The following is an 18,701-nucleotide window of genomic DNA, read 5'->3' as shown; positions in this document are numbered from 1 at the left end:
TCCCGGAGCGACGGAGCGGACGGTGCCGGGGCGTCAGGCGCCCTTGCCGCCCAGCACGAGCGGCTGGCTGGACGCGGCCTTGCGGTCGTAGCGCGACAACCCGAGGCCGTCGGTGCTGATCGCGGGCCGCTGGCCCATCACCAGGTCAGCCACCAGCTTGCCGGACCCGCACGCCATGGTCCAGCCCAGCGTGCCATGACCGGTATTCAGATAGAGGTTGCCGTAGCGCGTGGGGCCGACGACCGGCGTGCTGTCCGGCGTCATGGGGCGCAGGCCGGTCCAGAATTCGGCTTGGGCCACGTGCCCGCTGCCGGGGAACAGGTCGTTCACCACCAGTTCCAGCGTCTTGCGGCGGGCGTCCTTGAGCCGCAGGTCGAAACCGGACAGTTCCGCCATGCCGCCTACGCGGATCCGCTTGTCAAAGCGCGTGACCGCGATCTTGTAGGTTTCGTCCAGGATGGTGGACACCGGCGCGGCGGCTTCGTTTTTCATGGGGATGGTCAGCGAATAGCCCTTGACCGGGTACACCGGCAGGTCCAGCCCCAGGGGCTCCAGGAACCCGCGCGTGTAGCTGCCGAAGGCCGCCACGTACCGGTCGGCGGTCAGGACCTCGTTGCCGACGCGCACGCCGGCGATCTGGCCGCCCGCCGTGTCCAGGCCCGCGACGGCCTGGCCGAAGCGGAATTCCACGCCCAGGGCGGCGGCCATGTCGGCCAGCCGGCGGGTAAAGAGCTGGCAGTCGCCGGTCTCGTCGTTGGGCAGCCGCAGGCCGCCGGAGAGCTTGTGGACCGAATTGGCCAGCGCGGGCTCCGCCGTCACGAGGCGGTGGCGGTCCAGCAGTTCGTAGGGGACGCCCACTTCTTCCAGCACAGCGATGTCGCGGCGGGCGGCTTCCATCTGGGCGTCGGTGCGAAACAGCTGCAGCGTGCCGCGCGTGCGCTCTTCATAGTGGATGCCGGTGGAAGCGCGCAATTCGCGCAGGCAGTCGCGGCTGTACTCGGCCAGGCGCAGCATGCGCTCCTTGTTGACGGCGTAGCGGTCGGCCGAGCAGTTGGCCAGCATGGCCGCCATCCACTTCAATTGGTACAGGCTGCCGTCCAGGCGGATCGCCAGCGGCGCATGCTTCTGGAACAGCCACTTGAAGGCCTTGAGCGGGATGCCGGGCGCGGCCCAGGGGGTCGAATAGCCGGGCGACACCTGCCCGGCGTTCGCGTAGCTGGTTTCCTGCGCCGCGGCGGGCTGGCGGTCCAGCACGGTCACTTTAGCGCCCTGACGGGCCAGATAGTAGGCGGTGGTGGTGCCGATGACGCCGCTGCCAAGGACGATCACATGCATGATGCTTTCCAGTGTTTGGTTTTGTACGGGAATTTCGGTAGTCTATGAGCCCCTAAGCAGTGAAAAGCACTGAAGATTTTGTTTTGCCAGGGCTTTTTCTCGGCAAGATCGGGTTTTCTGACCGGCAAAAGTGAAATGCGCGAACTCGACCGAATCGACCTCAAAATCCTGGATATCCTGCAGCGCGAAGGCCGCATTTCGGTCACCGATCTGGCCGAGCGCGTGAACCTGTCCGCCACCCCCTGCTCCGACCGCGTCAAGCGCATGGAACGCGAAGGCGTCATCACGGGTTACCATGCGCGCGTCAATCCGTCGGCGCTGGGCAAGAACCTGCTGGTGTTCCTGGAAATCAAGCTGTCGGCCAAGTCGGGCGACGTGTTCGACAAGGTCAAGAAAGAGCTGCTGTATGTGCCCGAGGTCATGGAGTGCCACCTGGTGTCGGGCGATTTCGACTACCTGGTCAAAGCGCGCCTGACCGAAATGAATGAATACCGCCGCCTCCTGGGTGAAATCCTCAAGCGTCTGCCCGCGTCCGCCGAATCGCGCAGCTATGTCGTCATGGAGGAGATCAAGGAGACGCTGTTCCTGCCGGTGGACCGCTAGGGCCGGTTCACACTAAAAGAAGACATGTCCCATAAAACATGACCCGGGCCGGGCCTGGTCCGGCCGGTCTTGTTACCGGAAAATCCTGCGACGGCTGCTATGCTGCGGCCCTCCGGCGCGCCATCACATTCGTCCGCCCCCATTTTTTGCTCTTGCCTATGACTCGCCTCTATAAATACTTTTTCCGTGGCCTGATCACCGTCCTGCCGCTGGCGCTGACGATCTACCTGCTGTATCTCTTCCTGGCCTGGACCGAAGGCGTCGCGCTGACCTTCCTGCGCCCGTTCATCGGCGGCTTCTATGTGCCGGGCATGGGATTGCTGCTGGGCATCCTGGGGATCCTGGCCATCGGCTACCTCGTCTCCAAGGAGCGCGTGCAGCGCTTCCTGACTCTGGTGGAAATGCCCTTTACCAACCTGCCGGTGGTCAAGAGCATCTATTCGTCGCTCAAGAGCTTTGCCGACTACTTTTCGCCAAGTTCCAAGAACACCGCCCAACAGGTCGTCATCCTGCGTATTCCGGGCCAGCAGCTCGAACTGGTGGGCCTGGTGACCCGGCGCGGCATGGACGGCCTGCCCGAAGGCTTCACGCAGGGCGAGCGCGTCGCGGTCTACCTGCCCATGGGCTACATGATCGGCGGCTATACGGTCTTCGTGCCGCAAGAGTGGGTGCAGCCCATCGAGATGTCGGTCGAGGAAGCCATGCGCTCGTCCTTGATCGCCTGGATGGCGCGCTCCGAAACCGGCAACGGCCGTCCGGTGCCGCCCGCCGGACCGCCGGAGCCCGCCGCCCAGCCGCCGGCCGAGGCCGCCCATCCGGCCAATGCAGCCAATGCGGCCAGCGCGGCCAATGCCGCCAATGTCGCCAATCCGGCCAGTTCCGCCAACCCCGCCAACCCCGGCGCCCCGGGCAGCGGTCCCGTTTGACCCCTCGCCCCCACGGATTCACCCAGTATGCGCATCATCGAATTCACGCTTGCCGCCGGCAGCCCCTATATTGAAATCAACCAGCTCCTGAAGGCCACGGGCGTTTGCGACAGCGGCGGCGCGGGCAAGATGCTCGTGGCCGACGGCCAGGTCCGCGTTGGCGGCGAGGTCGAAACGCGCAAGACGGCCAAGATCCGCGACGGCCAGATCGTGACCTGCGGCGACGTGCGCATCGTGGTGCGCGCGCCCGACGCCGGCGGCCAAGCCTGATTTCCCGTTGAACCTGACACGCCGCGAGCCGCCATGAAACTCAAGATGTCCCAGAACTCCATCTTCGCCGTGCTGCTGCGCTCGCCGTGGTGGATGGCCGCCGGCGTGGCCGTGCTGCTGAGCGCGGGCGGCTTTGCCGCGTTGCCGCTGGAGTACGCCGCCATGGGCGTCTTCGCCGCCGTGCCGTTCGCCGTGATCGCCATCATGGCGGCCTACAAGCAGTTGCGCGCGCCGTCCGGCGCCCGCGTGCAGGCCGTGACCCAGGCCGTCGCCGCGATGTCGTGGGCGGAGTTTTCGCGGGTCATCGAAGCGGGATTCCGGCGCGATGGCTGCGAGGTCGAGCGCATCCAGGCGCCCGGCGCCGATTTCGCGCTGAGCAAGGACGGCCATGTGGCCATCGTCGGCGCCAAGCGCTGGAAAGCCGCCAGGCATGGCGTGGAACCGCTGCGCGAGCTGCAGGCCGTGCGCGAGCGGCGCGGCGCCCGCGAAGCCATCTACATCGCGCTGGGCGACGTGTCCGACAATGCCCGGCAATATGCCAAGGCCCAGGGCGTGTCGCTGATGACGGCGCCCGAACTCACCAAGCTCCTGCGGGACCTGAAAACCTGACGGCCCGGCCGGGGCCTGGATCTCCCTCACCGAACCCTGGGCGTTTTCTCCGATGATCTATCGCATCCTTGCCGACCTGGTGCTGGTCGTGCATGGCCTCTTTGTCGCATTCGTGGTGTTCGGCGGCCTGCTGGCCCTGTGGAAGCCGCGGGCCGCCTATTGGCATCTGCCGGCGCTGGCCTGGGGCGCGCTGGTGATCGGCATGGGCTGGATCTGTCCGCTGACGCCGCTGGAAGTGTCGCTGCGCGAACGGGCGGGACAGGAAGGCTATGCGGGCGGCTTCATCGAGCACTACGTGCTGGGCATCATCTACCCCGAGGGCATCACCCGGACCACGCAGATGCTGCTGGCCGCGTTGCTGATCGTGGGCAATATCGTGGTGTACGCCGTGTGGGCCCGCCGGCGGGCCGGCGCCCGGCACGCGGCGGCCGCGGCGCGCAGGTAGCGCCCGCCGAGCCGCCCGGACCTGCCTACAGGTTGCGCGCGATCACCAGGCGCTGGATGTCGCTGGTGCCTTCATAGATCTGGCAGACGCGCACGTCCCGGTAAATGCGCTCAACCGGGAAATCCTTCAGGTAGCCATAGCCGCCCAGGGTCTGGATCGCCGCCGAGCAGACCTTCTCGGCCATCTCCGAGGCAAACAGCTTGGCCATGGAAGCTTCCGTCAGCGCGGGCCGGCCGGCTTCGCGCAGGGCGGCGGCATGCAACACCATCTGGCGCGCAGCATGGATCTGCGTGGCCATGTCCGCCAGCCTGAACGACACCGCCTGGTGCTCGATGATGGGCTTGCCGAAGGCCTGGCGGTCGCGGGCGTAGTCGCGCGCGCACTCGAAGGCGGCGCGCGCCATGCCCACCGATTGCGCGGCGATGCCGATGCGCCCGCCCTCCAGGTTGGAAAGCGCGATCTTGTAGCCCTCGCCCTCTTCGCCCAGGCGCCAGGCGGCGGGAATTCGCATGTCTTCGAACGCGATCTGGCAGGTGTCGGACGCATGCTGGCCCAGCTTGTCCTCGACCCGCAGCACCTTGTAGCCCGGGGTATCGGTAGGCACGATGAAGGCGGAAATGCCGCGCTTGCCCGCGTCGGGATCGGTCACCGCGAAGACGATCACCGTCTGCCCGTTGCGCCCGGAGGTGATGAACTGCTTGGCGCCATTGAGGATGTAGTCGTCGCCGTCGCGCCGGGCGCGGGTGTGCAGGCTGCTGGCGTCCGAGCCCGCCTGCGGCTCGGTCAGGGCAAATGCGCCGATATGCTCGCCCCGCGCCAGCGGGCGCAGGAACTGCGCCTTCTGCGCGTCATTGCCGAATTTCAGGATGGGCATGCAGCCCACCGAGTTGTGCACGCTCATGATGGTGGAGCAGGCGCCGCTGCCCGCGGCGATCTCTTCCAGCGCCACCGCGTACGCGAGGTAGCCGCTGTCGTTGCCGTCCCACGCCTCGGGCACCAGCATGCCGAAAAAGCCCAGTTGCGCCATCTCGGCGATGGCGTCGGCCGGATAGTGGTGCTCGCGATCCCAGCGCTCGGCATTGGGCGCGAGGCGCTCCTGCGCGAACCGGCGCGCCATCTCCTGGACGCTTTGCTGTTCATCGGTCAAAAGCATGCTTGTCTCTCCTGGTGCAGGGGCCGGCGCGCGGCGGGCGCCGCGGCGGTCTCTCGATGTTGTGTGCGGGCGGCGATGAACGGACCGGGCCGCCCGATTGCCAGAATACACCGGCCCGGATCCGGCTACGCGCGCGGCGCGGCCTGCTCGGCCCGCTGTTGCGCGGGCCCCATGGCGCGGCTCAGGTTGTAGGCGGTGTTCACCAGGCCGATGTGCGAGAAGCCCTGCGGAAAGTTGCCGATCAATCGCCGCCGCACGACGTCGTACTCTTCCGACAACAGGCCCAGATCGTTGCGCAGCGACAGCAGCCGGTCGAACAGCCTTTCCGCATCGCCCAGCCGGCCCAGCATCACGTAGGCGTCCGCCAGCCAGAAGCTACACGCAAGGAACACGCCCTCCTCGCCCTCCAGCCCGTCGTCGGTGTGCTCAACCGAGTAGCGGCGCAGCAGCCCGCCATGCATGAGCTCGCTTTCGATGGCGTGCACGGTGCCCGCCACGCGCGGGTCGTTGGGCGGCAGGAAGCCCACCTGCGGGATCAGCAGCAGGCTCGCGTCCAGCGCCGGCGAACCGTAGCTTTGCACGAAGCAGCCCCGCGCACGGTCGTAACCGCGGTCGCAGATGTCCTTGCGGATCCGCTCGCGCAGCCGCCGCCAGTCGTCCACCGGGCCTTTCAGGCCCCATCGCTCGCAGGCCTTCACCGCCCGGTCGAACGCCACCCAGCACATCAGCCGGGAATGGGTGAAGGCGCGCCGCTCGCCCCTGACTTCCCAGATGCCGTGGTCCAGTTCGCGCCAGCGCGTTTCCAGCGGCTTGAGCAGCACGTTCTGCAGGCGCCAGGCTTCGGCCAGCGGCGCCAGGTCCGCCACGCGGGCGGCATACAGGGTTTCGATGAGTTCGCCATAGATGTCGAGCTGGCTCTGTCCCGCCGCGCCGTTGCCCCGGCGCACCGGCCGGCTGCCCTCATAGCCGGGCAGCCAGGGGATTTCCAGCTCGGGGAGCCAGCGCTCGCCCGCGATGCCGTACATGATCTGCAACTGGTCCGGATGCCCGGCCACCGCGCGCAGCAGCCATTGGCGCCAGGCCTCCGCCTCTTCGCGATAGCCGGCGTTGAGCAAGGCGTACAGCGTCAGGGCCGAATCGCGCAGCCAGCAATGGCGGTAATCCCAGTTGCGGCTGCCGCCCAGCAATTCGGGCAACGAGGTCGTCGGCGCCGCGATGATGCCGCCGGTCGGGTGGAAGGTCAGCAGCTTCAGGGTGATGAGCGAGCGCACCACGGCATCGCGGCGTCCGTCCAGCGCGCCTTCCCAGTGGCAGCGCTTGGACCACTCCTGCCACCACGAGACCGTGCGGTCCATGCTTTCGACGCGGTCCGGCACGAATCGGGGGGTGCGGTGCGAGCGGTGATACGACAGGGTGAACGGCACGACGCGTCCCGGGTGCACGGAAAAGCGCGCCGTTGTCTTCATGTCGTGGCCTTCGAGCTCGACGGGGGTGTGCAGCTCGATCGCGTCCGGCCCGGCGATGGCATTCAGGCCGTAGTCCCGCCGCCGGACCCAGGGCACGCTCTGGCCGTAGTTAAAGCGCAGGATGAGCTCCATGTCCATCTGCACGTGCCCGGATTCGCCGCGCACGATGCGCACGACGTCCGCCCGCTCGTCGTCGTCGCTGAGGGGCATGAAGTCGTACAGCAGCACCGAGCCTGTCCGGGTCTCGAAGCGCGTTTCCAGGACCGCCGTGTCGGGCACGTAACGGCGCGAGGTCGCCCGGACCTTGCCGTGCGGCGCGATGAGCCAGCGCCCGTGATTCTGGTCGCCCAGCAGCGCGGCAAAGCACGCCGGCGAATCGAAATGCGGCAGGCACAGCCAGTCGATCGACCCGTCGCGCGCCACCAGCGCGGCGGACAGCATGTTGCCGATGAGCCCGTAGTCTTCCAGGGGTTTGGACATGCCGGCCTCAGCCCGCGCCGCGGAATTCGGGGTACAGCGTCATGCCGCCATCCACGAAGAGCGTCGTGCCGGTCACGTAATCGGACGCATCGCCGGCCAGCCAGACGGCCGCCTGCGCAATGTCCTCCGGTTCGCCGATCCGGCCATAGGGAATGAGTTCCAGCAGCTTGGCCAAGGCTTGCGGCGTGTCCCACGCCGGCTGGTTGATGGCGGTGCGGATGGCGCCGGGCGCGATGGAATTGACGCGGATGCGGTCCGGCGCCAGCTCTTGCGCCAGCGACTTCATCAGCAGCGAAATGCCGCCCTTGGACGCCGCGTAGTTCACCTGGAACGCCCACGGGATCACTTCATGCACCGAGCTGATGAAGAGGATGTTGCCCACCGAGAGGTTCTGCCGCGCCGGGTCCGGCGGCTGCGACTTGAAGGCCCGGGCTGCCGCGCGGGCGCAAAGGAAATGGCCGGTGAGGTTCACGTCGATGACCCGCTGCCAGTCGGCCAGCGTCATGTCGGCGATCGGCGACGGATGCTCGACGCCGGCGTTGTTGACCAGGATGTCCACCCGGCCGAAGTGCTGCACCGCCTGCGCGAACAGATGATCGACGTCGGCTTCGCGGCTGATGTCGGCCGCCGCGGCCACCGCCGTGCCGCCGTCGCGCTGGATCGCTTCCACCACCGCCGCGCCGCGGGCCTGGGAATCGCCGCCCGCGCGGTGGTTCACCACCACCCGCGCCCCCGCCTGCGCCAGGCCGATCGCCGTGGCCCGTCCGATGCCGGAGGACGCTCCCGTCACCACGGCCACCCGGCCGCGTAACCCAGTCGTCTGCTGCATGCCAGTCTCCTTGGCGGCCGGCTCTTGGGGTCGGCCGCCGGTGTAGAGGGTTCCAGGGTAGTCCTGGCCCGGGGGCCGGCGCAACCCGCCCGCGGCTGGCGCTCGTTCGAGCAAGCGGCGTTCCCGAAGTGCGGCATGGGCGCGGCAAGACATGCGTCAGATATGCGGAAGACATGCGCAATGCATGCATATGAAACATCATAAGTTGCGTAAAACGCCAACCCTGCCTATCATGCAACTTATAAAGTATCGAGACCCCCCACCTTGAAAGGACCATCCATGCAATACGACGTCATCATCGTCGGCGGCAGCTTCGCCGGCCTTTCCGCCGCCCTGCAACTGGCGCGCGCGCGCCGGCAGGTTTTGCTGGTCGACGCCGCGCGCCCCCGCAACCGCTACGCCGCGCACGCCCACGGCTTCCTCGGGCAGGACGGCGTGCCGCCGCAGGAGATCGTGGCGCGCGCCCGCGAGCAGCTTGCCCGGTATCCGACCGTCGCATTCCTGGACGGCGAGGCGCTCCAGGCCGCGCCCGTGGACGGCGGGTTCGAGCTTGTCCTGGCCGCCGGCCAGCGCGTGCGCGGCGCGCGCCTCATCCTGGCCACGGGCATGCGCGACGAATTGCCGTCCTTGCCCGGCCTGCAGGAACGCTGGGGCCAGACGGTGCTGCATTGCCCGTATTGCCATGGCTATGAAGTGGCGGGAGAACCGCTGGGCGTCCTGGCCGCACATCCGATGTCCGCGCACCAGGCCTTGCTGCTGCCCGACTGGGGGCCGACCACCTACTTCACGCAGGGCCAGTACGAGCCCTCGCCGGAGGAAGCGCGGCACCTGGCCGCGCGCGGCGTCCGGCTGGAACGCACGCCGGTCGTGCGCCTGCTGGGCGAAGCGCCCGCGCTGCGCGGCGTGGCGCTGGCCGACGGCCGCCAGGTGCCGGTCCATGCGCTTTTCGTGGCGAGCAGGACGCACATGGCCAGCCCGCTCGCCGGGCAACTCGGGTGCGCGTTCGACGAGGGGCCGCTGGGACCCGTGATCCGCGTGGACGAGCTCAAGCAGACCACGGTGCCGGGCGTCTTCGCCGCGGGCGACGCGGCCACGCCGATGTCCAACGCCACGCTGGCCAGCGCCTCGGGCGTGATGGCGGGCATCTGCGCGCACCGTTCGCTCGTGATGGCCTAGCGCCCTGGCACGGCCCGCGCGCGTGCATAATGCCGGATGGCCGGCCCGCTCTGCTTGCAGAGTCCGGGCCGAAAGTTCATCCGACCATGCATCCAGGAGCAGCCGTGCTGGATCCCATCCTCGCCGAACTGTCGACGACCCTGCCCGCCGCCAAGTCGGTCGAGCAATTGACCCGCCCCCTGCTGGACATGCTGGGCGCCGTCACCGGACTTGAATCGACGTACCTGACCTCGATCGACCTGCAGGCCGACCTGCAGCACGTGCGCTACGCGCGCAACGTGGGCCAGCTGCAGATACCCGAAGGGCTGTCCGTGCAGTGGGGCGACACGCTCTGCAAGCGCGCGCTGGACGAAGGCCGCATGTGCACCAGCGACGTTGCGCGATGCTGGCCTGATTCCGACGCGGCGCGGCAGCTTGGCATACAGACCTACGTCAGCGCGCCGGTGCGCGCCGAGGACGGCGTCCTGTACGGGACCCTATGCGCGGCCAGCGCCAGGCGCCACGACATCGATCCGCAGGCCGAGTCGGTGCTCAAGCTCTTTTCCAGCGTGATCGCCAGCTTCATCGAACGCGAAATGCTGGTCGAGCAGCTGCATGCCGCCAACGTCCGGCTCATGTCGTACGCGCTGACCGATACGCTGACGGGCCTGCCCAACCGCCGCGCGCTCTACGAAGCGCTGGACCGCCTGATGGCGCGCGCCGTGCGCGAGCACGGCAGCGTGCTGGTGGGCGTGATCGACCTGGACGGATTCAAGGGCATCAACGACACCCATGGACACCAGGCCGGCGACGTCTTCCTGCAGGAAGTCTCGCGCCGGATTGCCGCGGCGCTGCGCTCGTCGGACATGCTGGGGCGGCTGGGCGGCGACGAGTTCGTGCTGATCGGCCCGGGCCCGGCGCTGCCTCGCAAGCACGCGGATGCGGGCGGCGTGACGCACCATGCCGAAGCCGAGGAAGCCGCGCGCGCCATGGAAGAACGCGTCCTGTCCGCGACGCTGGGCCGCTATGCGCTGGGCGAAGCCTCGGTCGCCTACGAAGGCGCCAGCGCCGGCGTCGTGGCGCTGGACCCCGCCGGACTGGACGCCGAGGCCGCCGTCCAGCTGGCCGACGCGCGGATGTATGAGATCAAGCACGCGCGCCGCGCGGCGCGCACCATCCATTGAGGCGCGGTCAGGCGTTCATCGCAGTTGGGCCTTGACGAACCCCACGATGCGGGCGTTCAGGTCGCGGTGAAACGCCTGGCGGTCGAATCCCTCGCCATCGCGGCAGATCCCGGGCAGCGATGAGGCCTGGTCGGTCGAGCACGGCGCCAGGAACGCGAAATGCCCCGCGCCCGCGGCGACCTGGTAATCCGGCGCGGCGCCCAGGCCCTGGCGCACCGATTCCACGCTGGCCGGGCTGACGCCGTCACCGCCCCTCTCCGAGGCCCACAGCTGGATCGGCACGGCCACGCGCTTGAGCGTGTCGCCGGGAAACACATTGAGCGGATCGGCGATCACCGCCGCCTTGATGCGCGCATCCGCGGGGTACGGCTGCTGCGGCACCTTCCCCGCCGCAATGTCGCGGCACATCGGCAGCGAGGGCGAGTCGGCGCAGGTCGCCAGGCCCGCGCGCAGATCCGGCACGGCGCCGGCCAGCACCAGCCCGGTGTAGCCGCCGCGCGAAAAACCGAAAAAGCCGATCTTTTCCGCATCCAGTCCCGCCCGGTCCGGCCAGGCGACCGTCATGTAGTCGATCAGCCGCCGCATCTCCCGGGGCCGCGTCGAGAAGATGGACAGATACCCCTGGCGCGACCGGTCCTGCGCGTTGTCGCCCACGTGGTTGATCGCCGCCACCACGAAGCCCGCGTCGGCCAGCGCCGCCGCGGTGTCATGGTGGCTGAGGTATGAGCCGCCCGATCCATGGGACATGACGATGAGCGGGTAGCGGCCGGCGGGCATCTTGCAACCCTGCACGCCCGCGATGACGCTGCGCCCCATCTTGATCTCGCCCGCCGGCTCGGCGCAGGGCGTCCAGACCGCCCCTTGCAGACCCGGGCCGTTCTGGTCCATCGGCAGGTTCAGCCGCTGGAAACCGGCGGCATGGCACAGGCTGGCGGACAGCGCCAGGGCGGCAGGAACCAGGGACAACAGGCGTTTGGCAAATAAGGTCATGCGGGCGCGGGAAAACGGAAGGTGGCGGGGAAGCGGCCAGCGGCCAGCGGCGCGCGGCCAGCGTGATTGTGACATGTGCGCCGCCGCGCCCCGCCGCAGGCGCGCCATCCGCCCGCCCTCCGCGCACCCGCCAAAACAAACGCCACAGTCAACCTGTGGCGTTCGTTCCCTGCCGACGCGCGCGTTACCTCACCTTCCCTTCCTTCCAGGCCGACAGCAGCTGTTCGTAGGGAATCGTCTCCCCCTTGGGCTTCTCGTTGGCCAGTTTCTTCCACGGCGCGTGCTGGTCGGACAGCCACTTGCCGGGATCGCTCTTGGGATTGAGCTTGGGCGCGCACTGCGCCATGCCCGCGCGCTCCAGCCGCGCCATGACCTGATCCATTTCGTTGGCCAGGTTGTCCATGGCCGCCTGCGGGGTCTTTTCGCCCGTGACGGCGGTGGCCACGTTCTTCCACCAGAGCTGCGCCAGCTTCGGATAATCCGGCACGTTGGTGCCGGTCGGGGTCCACGCCACCCGCGCCGGGCTGCGGTAGAACTCGATCAGGCCGCCGTAGTTGGCCGCGTTCTTGGTGAAGAACTCGCTGTTGATGTCGCTGTCGCGGATGAAGGTAAGACCCGTGATCGACTTCTTGAGCGACACCGTCTTGGACGTGACGAACTGCGCGTACAGCCATGCCGCCGCCATCTTGTCCGGATTGGTGGACTTGAAGAACGTCCACGAGCCCACGTCCTGGTAGCCGTTCTGCATGCCGTCCTTCCAGTAAGGGCCGTAGGGCGACGGGGCCATGCGCCACTTCGGCGTGCCGTCGTCGTTCACGACAGGCAGGCCCTTCTTGGTCATGTCAGCCGTGAAGGCCGTGTACCAGAAGATCTGCTGCGCGATCTGGCCCTGCGCGGGCACCGGACCGGCTTCGGAGAACGTCATGCCCATGGCCTGCTGCGGCGCGAATTTCTTCATCCAGTCGATGTACTTGGTCAGCGCGTACACCGCGGCCGGGCTGTTGGTGGCCCCGCCGCGCGATACCGACGCGCCGACCGGCGTGCATTTGTCGTCGGCGACGCGGATGCCCCATTCGTCCACCGGCATGCCGTTGGGCAGGCCCTTGTCGGCCGCGCCCGCCATGGACAGCCACGCATCGGTGAAGCGCCATCCCAGCGACGGGTCCTTCTTGCCGTAGTCCATATGGCCGTAGACGCGCTTGCCGTCGATCTCCTTGACGTCATCGGAGAAGAACGCGGCAATGTCTTCATAGGCGGACCAGTTCGTCGGCACGCCCAGTTCATAGCCGTACTTGGCCTTGAACTTTTCCTTCAGGTCCGGGCGGGCGAACCAGTCGGCGCGGAACCAGTACACGTTGGCGAACTGCTGGTCCGGCAACTGGTACAGCTTGCCGTCCGGCGCCGTGGTGAACTTGGTGCCGATGAAATCCTTCAGATCCAGTTGCGGATTGGTCCATTCCTTGCCGGCCCCGGCCATGTAGTCCGACAGCGGCAGGATGGCGCCGTAGCGATAGTGCGTGCCGATCAGGTCGGAATCGGAGATCCAGCCGTCATAGATGGACTTGCCGGACTGCATGGACGTCTGCAGTTTTTCGACGACGTCGCCTTCCTGGATGAGGTCGTGATTGACCTTGATGCCCGTGATGTCGGCAAAGGCCTTGGCCAGCACCTTGGACTCGTACTCGTGCGTGGTGATGGTTTCGGACACCACGCTGACTTCATTCACGCCCTTGGCCTTGAGCTTGGCCGCGGCGTCGATGAACCATTTCATTTCGGCCATCTGCTGGTCCTTGGACAGCGACGAGGGCTGGAACTCCGAATCGACCCATTTCTTTGCCTCCGGCTCGCCGGCCCAAGCCCCTGACGTTCCGATCAGGGCGATGGCGGCCGCCATGGCGTGCATGCGCAATTTCATGACCTGTCTCCTCGATGAGTCTTCCCCTATCGTGCTGCGGACCGCGGGCCGGGGAAGACGCTGGCCGATAGTCCTTTCTGACTGCCCGAATTGGACGAGGGGTCTGCGCCCCTCTTTCACCTTTTTTCGCCCCTTTTTCACCCTTTTTTCATGATGAACGCCAGCAACAGCATGGACACCACGAAGCTGATCCACACCGATGGCGGCTCGTCCAGCGAAAACCACGACATCGCCTTCTGGCCCAGACCCAGGAATGCCAGATTGACCCAGGCCGCGGCCATCAGGCCGATGAACAGGCGGTCGCCGCGCGTGGTGGGCAGGGGCAGGAACCCCTTGCGCTCCTGCGTGGGCGACTTCAGTTCCCAGATCGTCATGCCGATCAGCATCAGGACGATGCAGGTGAAAAACACGGCGACCGGGGTGGTCCACACCATCCAGCTGAACATGGCGCCCCCCTCCTACACGCGGCCCATCGCGAAACCCTTCGCGATGTAGTGCCGCACGAACCAGATGACGATGCCGCCCGGCACGATGGTCAGCACGCCCGCCGCCGCCAGCACGCCCCAATCCATGCCGGAGGCCGACACGGTGCGCGTCATGGTGGCGACGATGGGCTTGGCGTTGACCGAGGTCAGCGTGCGGGCGAGCAGCAGCTCCACCCAGCTGAACATAAAGCAGAAAAACGCCGCCACGCCCACGCCGGACTTGATCAGCGGCAGGAAGATCGTCAGGAAGAAACGCGGGAACGAGTAGCCGTCGACATAGGCGGTCTCGTCGATCTCGCGCGGCACGCCGGACATGAAGCCCTCCAGGATCCACACCGCCAGCGGCACGTTGAACACCAGATGCGCCAGCGCCACCGCCAGGTGGGTGTCCATCAGCCCGAGCGAACTGTAGAGCTGGAAGAACGGCAAGAGGAACACGGCGGGCGGCGTCATGCGGTTGGTGAGCAGCCAGAAGAACACGTGCTTGTCGCCGATGAATCGGTAGCGCGAGAAGGCGTAGGCGGCCGGCAGCGCCACGCCCAGCGACACGACCGTATTGATGACCACGTAGATCAGCGAATTGATGTAGCCCGAATACCACGCCGGATCGGTGAAGATGGTGCGGTAGTGCTCGAAGGTGAAATCGCGCGGCCAGAGCGTCAGCGTGCTGACGATCTCGGTGTTCGACTTGAACGACATGTTCAGCATCCAATACAGCGGCAGGATGGCGAACACCAGGTACAGCGTCAGGAAGGCGCCCCGCCACCAGGTGGTTTTCTCACGCATTTGCCCGCTCCTCGTCGAAGCCGCCGGTGGTGCCCGCGCGCTGCATCCAGTTGTAGAGGATGAAGCACAACAGCAGGATGATCAGGAAATAGATGATCGAAAACGCCGCGGCAGGCCCCAGGTCGAACTGTCCGACCGCCTTCTGCGTCAGGTACTGCGACAGAAAGGTGGTGGCGTTGCCCGGCCCGCCGCCGGTCAGCACGAAAGGCTCGGTGTAGATCATGAAGCTGTCCATGAAGCGCAGCAGCACCGCGATCATCAGGACGCCGCGCATCTTGGGCAGCTGGATGTAGCGGAACACGGCAAAGCGCGAGGCGCCGTCGATCCGCGCCGCCTGGTAATACGCGTCGGGAATCGCGCGCAGCCCCGCGTAGCACAGCAGCGCGACCAGCGGCGTCCAGTGCCACACATCCATGATCAGCACCGTGATCCAGGCGTCGAAATCGTTGCCGGTGTAGTTGTAGTCCACGCCCAGCCACGACAGCGTGGCGCCCAGGAGGCCGATGTCGGTGCGCCCGAAGACCTGCCAGATGGTGCCCACGACGTTCCAGGGAATCAGCAGCGACAACGCGATGATCACCAGCACCGCGGACGCGCGCCAGCCGCTGGCCGGCATGGACAGCGCCAGCAGGATGCCCAGCGGGATCTGGATGAGCAGCACCGCGAACGAGAATCCGATCTGGCGCAGCAGCGCCCCATGCAGCTCGTCGTCCTGCAGCACGGCGGCAAACCATTCCGTGCCGACAAACACCCGCCGGTCCGGCGCAATGATGTCCTGCACCGAATAGTTGACGATGGTCATCAGCGGCAGGATGGCCGAGAACGCCACGCACAGCACGACTGGCATGACCAGGAACCAGGCCCGGTGATCGGTGGGTTTCATGGGATCAGCGCCTCGTCGCGATAAAAGCAGGTGTGCGGATTGACCACCGACAGCCACACGTCGCCGCCATGGCCGGGGGGTGCGACATCGCTGCCCAGCCGCGCGCGCACCGGCGTGCCGTCGAAATCGGCCACCAGCAGCGTGTAGGTGCCCACGTCCTGCACGCGGTCCACGCGCAGGGGCACCGCGCCGGGCGCGCCGGCCTGCGTCACCCGCAGGTATTCAGGGCGCACGCCGAGCTTGACCGGACCGGCGCCCGCCAGCTTGGCGGCCAGCGACTCGGGCAGGCCGTCCAGACGGTGCCGGCCCACCATCAGCGCGCCGTCGCGCCACTCGGCCGGCAGGAAGTTCATGCCGGGCGAGCCGATGAAATGGCCCACGAAAGTGTGCGCGGGCCGCTCGAACAGATCGTCCGCGCTGCCCACCTGCACGGCGCGGCCCCGCGCCATGACCATCACCTGATCGGCGAAGGTCAGCGCCTCGGTCTGGTCGTGCGTCACGTAGATCAACGTCAGCTTGAACTCGTGGTGGATTTCCTTGAGCTTGCGCCGCAGTTCCCACTTGAGCTGCGGGTCGATCACCGTGAGCGGTTCGTCGAACAGGATGGCCGACACGTCGCTGCGCACCAGGCCCCGGCCCAGCGAGATCTTCTGCTTGGCGTCGGCCGTCAGGCCGCTGGCCCGGCGGTCCAGGACATGGGACATCTCAAGCATTTCGGCGATGCGGCCGACGCGCTCGCGGATGCGCTCGGGCGCGACGCCCCGGTTGCGCAGCGGAAAGGCCAGATTCTGGGCCACCGTCATCGTGTCGTACACCACCGGAAACTGGAACACCTGGGCGATGTTGCGCGCCTGCGGGCTCTTGTCGGTGACATCCTGGCCATCGAACAGGATGCGCCCCTGCGACGGCCGCAGCAGGCCCGACACGCAGTTCAGGAGCGTCGTCTTGCCGCAGCCCGACGGCCCGAGCAGGGCATAGGCCCCGCCGTCGCGGAACGTGAACCGCAGCGGCAGCAGCGCATAGTCTTCGTCCGACCGGGGATGGGGCACGTACGAATGGGACAGGTCCAGCTCGATCTGCGCCATCAGGCCGCCTCCCCCGCGCTGGCCGGCTGGCGCGGCGCGGTCAAGAGCGCGCCGTCCGCGCCGAAGGCATAGGTCTGCGCCGGATCGAAGTAGAGCGCCACGCGCTCGTCCAGGCTGTAGCGGTGCACCCCGGGCAGTTGCGCCACGACGTCGCCGGCGGCCGTGGCGGCGTGCACGAAGGTATCGGACCCCGAGATCTCGGCCAGGGTCACCCGCCCGGGCAAGGCGACATGACCCGGGCGCGGCGTCACGTCCAGGGCGCCGGCGCGCAGGCCGGCGGTGATGTCGGCATCGGCGCCCGGCGGCAGCGCGCGTTCCACCGCCACGTCGCCCTGCAACACGAAACCGCCATTGTGGCGCCGGGCGGCAAACAGGTTCATGGGCGGATCGCTGAAGGCCCTCGCCACACGGATCGAATTGGGCCGGTGAAAGACCTCGGCCGTGGGGCCGTATTGCAGCAGCTCTCCCGCGTCCAGCACGGCGGTGTGGCCGCCCAGCAGCAGCGCCTCTCCGGGCTCCGTGGTCGCATAGACCACCGTGGACCGCCCTTCCGCAAACAGTTCCGACAGCTCATCGCGCAATTCTTCGCGCAGCTTGTAATCCAGGTTGACCAGCGGTTCATCCAGCAGGATCAGCGGCGCTTCCTTGGCCAGCGCGCGCGCCAGCGCCACCCGCTGCTGCTGCCCGCCGGACAGTTCCGACGGATACCGGTCCAGCAGATGGTCGATGTGCAGCCGCGCGGCCATGGCGTGGACCTTTTCGCGCGTGTCGCGCGCGCCGCGCAACTTGAGCGGCGAGGCGATGTTGTCGTAGACCGACATGGAGGGATAGTTGATGAACTGCTGGTAGACCATCGCCACGTTGCGCTGGCGCACCGGCACGCCGGTGACGTCGACCCCGTCGACCCGCACGCGGCCCTCGGTGGGACGGTCCAGCCCGGCCATGATGCGCATCAGCGAGGTCTTGCCGGCCAGGGTGGCCCCCAGCAGGACGGTCATGGCGCCCGCCACCGGGGCCAGGCTCATGGGATACAGATGCGTCTGCGAGCCGGCCCGCAACACGATCCCGTCCAAGGTCAGCTGCATCTAGTCTCCTCAACCTACTTGTATGTCCCTGTTTTTGTGGACTTCGGTATTCGGTACAGCGCCCTGCTCCGTGCGCCGGCGCGTTCACGCGCCGGGACAACACGATGAGCATACTCTTTCAGATGGCTTTCGTTTTTTGTGCGTTTTACTCAAGAAGCGAACAAAAAACAATCTTGCGGTGCGTCATTATTTTTCGCTTTTGTTGTTTTATCATGCGAACATGACACTGAATCCACGCCAGAGCGCGCTGATCGAAATGGTCCGGGCCCAGGGCTCCGCCTCGATCGAAGCGCTTGCCAAACACTTCGACGTCACGCTGCAGACCGTGCGGCGGGACGTCAACATCCTGTCCGAGGCCGGCCTGCTGTCGCGCTTTCATGGCGGCGTCCGCATCGAAGCCTCGACCATCGAGAACATCGCCTACCGCAAGCGGCAGGGGCTGCACGCCGCGGGCAAGCAGCGCATCGCCGAAGCCGTGGCGCGTGCCGTGCCCGACGGCTGTTCGCTGATCCTGAACATCGGCACCACCACCGAGGCCATCGCGCGCGCGCTGCTGCGCCACCGCGGGCTGCGCGTCATCACGAACAACCTGCACGTGGCCGACATCCTGTCCGACAACCCGGATTGCGAAGTCATCGTGGCGGGCGGCGTGGTGCGCTCGCGCGACCGCGGCATCGTCGGCGAGGCCACGATGGACTTCATCCGCCAGTTCAAGGTCGACATCGGCCTGATCGGCATTTCCGGCATCGAGGCCGACGGCACCCTGCGCGATTACGACTTCCGCGAGGTGCGCGTGGCCCGCACCATCATCGAACAATCGCGCGAGGTCTGGCTGGCCGCCGACAGCAGCAAATTCAAGCGCCAGGCCATGGTGGAGCTGGCGCATATTTCGCAGATCGACCGGTTCTTCACCGACGCCCACCCGCAGGAGCCGCTGGCCCAGGTGCTGCTGGACGCCGGCGTGCGCTGCGACGTCGCCGCGGCGCCGAACACCCTGAAACCCACACCCTGACCGCG

General features: G+C 67.3%; 19 protein-coding genes. 8 read left to right on the top strand and 11 right to left on the bottom strand.

From position 1 onward, the window contains the following. Positions 1-33: 33 nt before the first annotated feature. Positions 34-1,335 (bottom strand): D-amino acid dehydrogenase, encoded by a 1,302-nt coding sequence (locus tag BMW75_RS00695; RefSeq protein WP_076521094.1) that lies wholly within the window; start codon positions 1,333-1,335, stop codon positions 34-36. Between the two features lie 135 nt (positions 1,336-1,470). Here BMW75_RS00695 and BMW75_RS00690 point away from each other — a divergent pair, with 135 nt between their 5' ends. From BMW75_RS00690 to BMW75_RS00670, 5 genes are all read left to right on the top strand, one after another. After that, complete coding sequence (locus tag BMW75_RS00690) at positions 1,471-1,938, top strand: winged helix-turn-helix transcriptional regulator (RefSeq protein WP_092575497.1); 468 nt, start codon at positions 1,471-1,473, stop codon at positions 1,936-1,938. A 158-nt stretch (positions 1,939-2,096) separates the two neighbouring features. Further along, a complete protein-coding gene (locus BMW75_RS00685) occupies positions 2,097-2,864 on the top strand; it encodes a DUF502 domain-containing protein (RefSeq protein ID WP_254791894.1) in 768 nt (255 codons plus the stop codon). Between the two features lie 27 nt (positions 2,865-2,891). Continuing rightward, positions 2,892-3,134, top strand: coding sequence for an RNA-binding S4 domain-containing protein (locus BMW75_RS00680; RefSeq protein WP_076521097.1), 243 nt, complete (start codon positions 2,892-2,894; stop codon positions 3,132-3,134). A gap of 33 nt (positions 3,135-3,167) precedes the next feature. Beyond that, positions 3,168-3,743 (top strand): restriction endonuclease, encoded by a 576-nt coding sequence (locus tag BMW75_RS00675; RefSeq protein ID WP_092575494.1) that lies wholly within the window; start codon positions 3,168-3,170, stop codon positions 3,741-3,743. Positions 3,744-3,795: 52 nt separating this feature from the next. Then, complete coding sequence (locus BMW75_RS00670) at positions 3,796-4,188, top strand: DUF2784 domain-containing protein (RefSeq protein ID WP_092575491.1); 393 nt, start codon at positions 3,796-3,798, stop codon at positions 4,186-4,188. A gap of 25 nt (positions 4,189-4,213) precedes the next feature. Here BMW75_RS00670 and BMW75_RS00665 read toward each other — a convergent pair whose 3' ends face one another. The 3 genes from BMW75_RS00665 to BMW75_RS00655 form a co-directional block, all read right to left on the bottom strand. Further along, a complete protein-coding gene (locus BMW75_RS00665; protein WP_092575488.1) occupies positions 4,214-5,341 on the bottom strand; it encodes an acyl-CoA dehydrogenase family protein in 1,128 nt (375 codons plus the stop codon). Positions 5,342-5,466: 125 nt separating this feature from the next. Next, positions 5,467-7,287, bottom strand: coding sequence for a glycoside hydrolase family 15 protein (locus tag BMW75_RS00660; RefSeq protein WP_092575485.1), 1,821 nt, complete (start codon positions 7,285-7,287; stop codon positions 5,467-5,469). A gap of 7 nt (positions 7,288-7,294) precedes the next feature. After that, the gene (locus BMW75_RS00655) at positions 7,295-8,116 is read right to left on the bottom strand and encodes a glucose 1-dehydrogenase (protein ID WP_092575482.1); all 822 of its coding nucleotides are present in this window, start codon (positions 8,114-8,116) and stop codon (positions 7,295-7,297) included. Between the two features lie 279 nt (positions 8,117-8,395). On the opposite strand from BMW75_RS00655, the gene BMW75_RS00650 reads away from it, so the two are divergent. Together BMW75_RS00650 and BMW75_RS00645 are read left to right on the top strand one after the other, a co-directional pair. Beyond that, the gene (locus tag BMW75_RS00650) at positions 8,396-9,292 is read left to right on the top strand and encodes an NAD(P)/FAD-dependent oxidoreductase (RefSeq protein WP_092575480.1); all 897 of its coding nucleotides are present in this window, start codon (positions 8,396-8,398) and stop codon (positions 9,290-9,292) included. Between the two features lie 107 nt (positions 9,293-9,399). Further along, entirely contained in the window at positions 9,400-10,455 is a 1,056-nt protein-coding gene (locus BMW75_RS00645; RefSeq protein WP_254791922.1) for a sensor domain-containing diguanylate cyclase, read from the top strand. Between the two features lie 15 nt (positions 10,456-10,470). Here BMW75_RS00645 and BMW75_RS00640 read toward each other — a convergent pair whose 3' ends face one another. From BMW75_RS00640 to BMW75_RS00610, 7 genes are all read right to left on the bottom strand, one after another. After that, on the bottom strand, positions 10,471-11,445 hold the full coding sequence (locus BMW75_RS00640) for an alpha/beta hydrolase family protein (RefSeq protein WP_092576239.1): 975 nt from the start codon (positions 11,443-11,445) through the stop codon (positions 10,471-10,473). A 184-nt stretch (positions 11,446-11,629) separates the two neighbouring features. Further along, positions 11,630-13,360, bottom strand: a complete 1,731-nt coding sequence (locus BMW75_RS00635; protein ID WP_092575474.1) for an ABC transporter substrate-binding protein — start codon at positions 13,358-13,360, stop codon at positions 11,630-11,632. A gap of 137 nt (positions 13,361-13,497) precedes the next feature. Continuing rightward, positions 13,498-13,806, bottom strand: coding sequence for a DUF2160 domain-containing protein (locus BMW75_RS00630; protein ID WP_092575471.1), 309 nt, complete (start codon positions 13,804-13,806; stop codon positions 13,498-13,500). 12 nt (positions 13,807-13,818) lie between these two features. Beyond that, the gene (locus tag BMW75_RS00625; protein ID WP_076521109.1) at positions 13,819-14,631 is read right to left on the bottom strand and encodes a carbohydrate ABC transporter permease; all 813 of its coding nucleotides are present in this window, start codon (positions 14,629-14,631) and stop codon (positions 13,819-13,821) included. Continuing rightward, positions 14,624-15,514, bottom strand: a complete 891-nt coding sequence (locus BMW75_RS00620) for a carbohydrate ABC transporter permease (protein WP_092575469.1) — start codon at positions 15,512-15,514, stop codon at positions 14,624-14,626. Before BMW75_RS00620 ends, BMW75_RS00625 begins: the two co-directional genes overlap by 8 nt. Further along, a complete protein-coding gene (locus tag BMW75_RS00615; RefSeq protein WP_092575466.1) occupies positions 15,511-16,599 on the bottom strand; it encodes an ABC transporter ATP-binding protein in 1,089 nt (362 codons plus the stop codon). The genes BMW75_RS00620 and BMW75_RS00615 overlap by 4 nt, the downstream gene beginning before the upstream one ends. Further along, positions 16,599-17,684 (bottom strand): ABC transporter ATP-binding protein, encoded by a 1,086-nt coding sequence (locus tag BMW75_RS00610; protein ID WP_092575463.1) that lies wholly within the window; start codon positions 17,682-17,684, stop codon positions 16,599-16,601. The genes BMW75_RS00615 and BMW75_RS00610 overlap by 1 nt, the downstream gene beginning before the upstream one ends. Before the next feature lie 220 nt (positions 17,685-17,904). Here BMW75_RS00610 and BMW75_RS00605 point away from each other — a divergent pair, with 220 nt between their 5' ends. Further along, complete coding sequence (locus BMW75_RS00605) at positions 17,905-18,696, top strand: DeoR/GlpR family DNA-binding transcription regulator (RefSeq protein WP_231952158.1); 792 nt, start codon at positions 17,905-17,907, stop codon at positions 18,694-18,696. Positions 18,697-18,701: the final 5 nt, after the last annotated feature.

This window comes from Achromobacter sp. NFACC18-2, from assembly GCF_900108985.1.
Lineage (GTDB): Bacteria > Pseudomonadota > Gammaproteobacteria > Burkholderiales > Burkholderiaceae_B > Achromobacter.
This window is presented reverse-complemented; position numbering and strand designations above follow the sequence as displayed.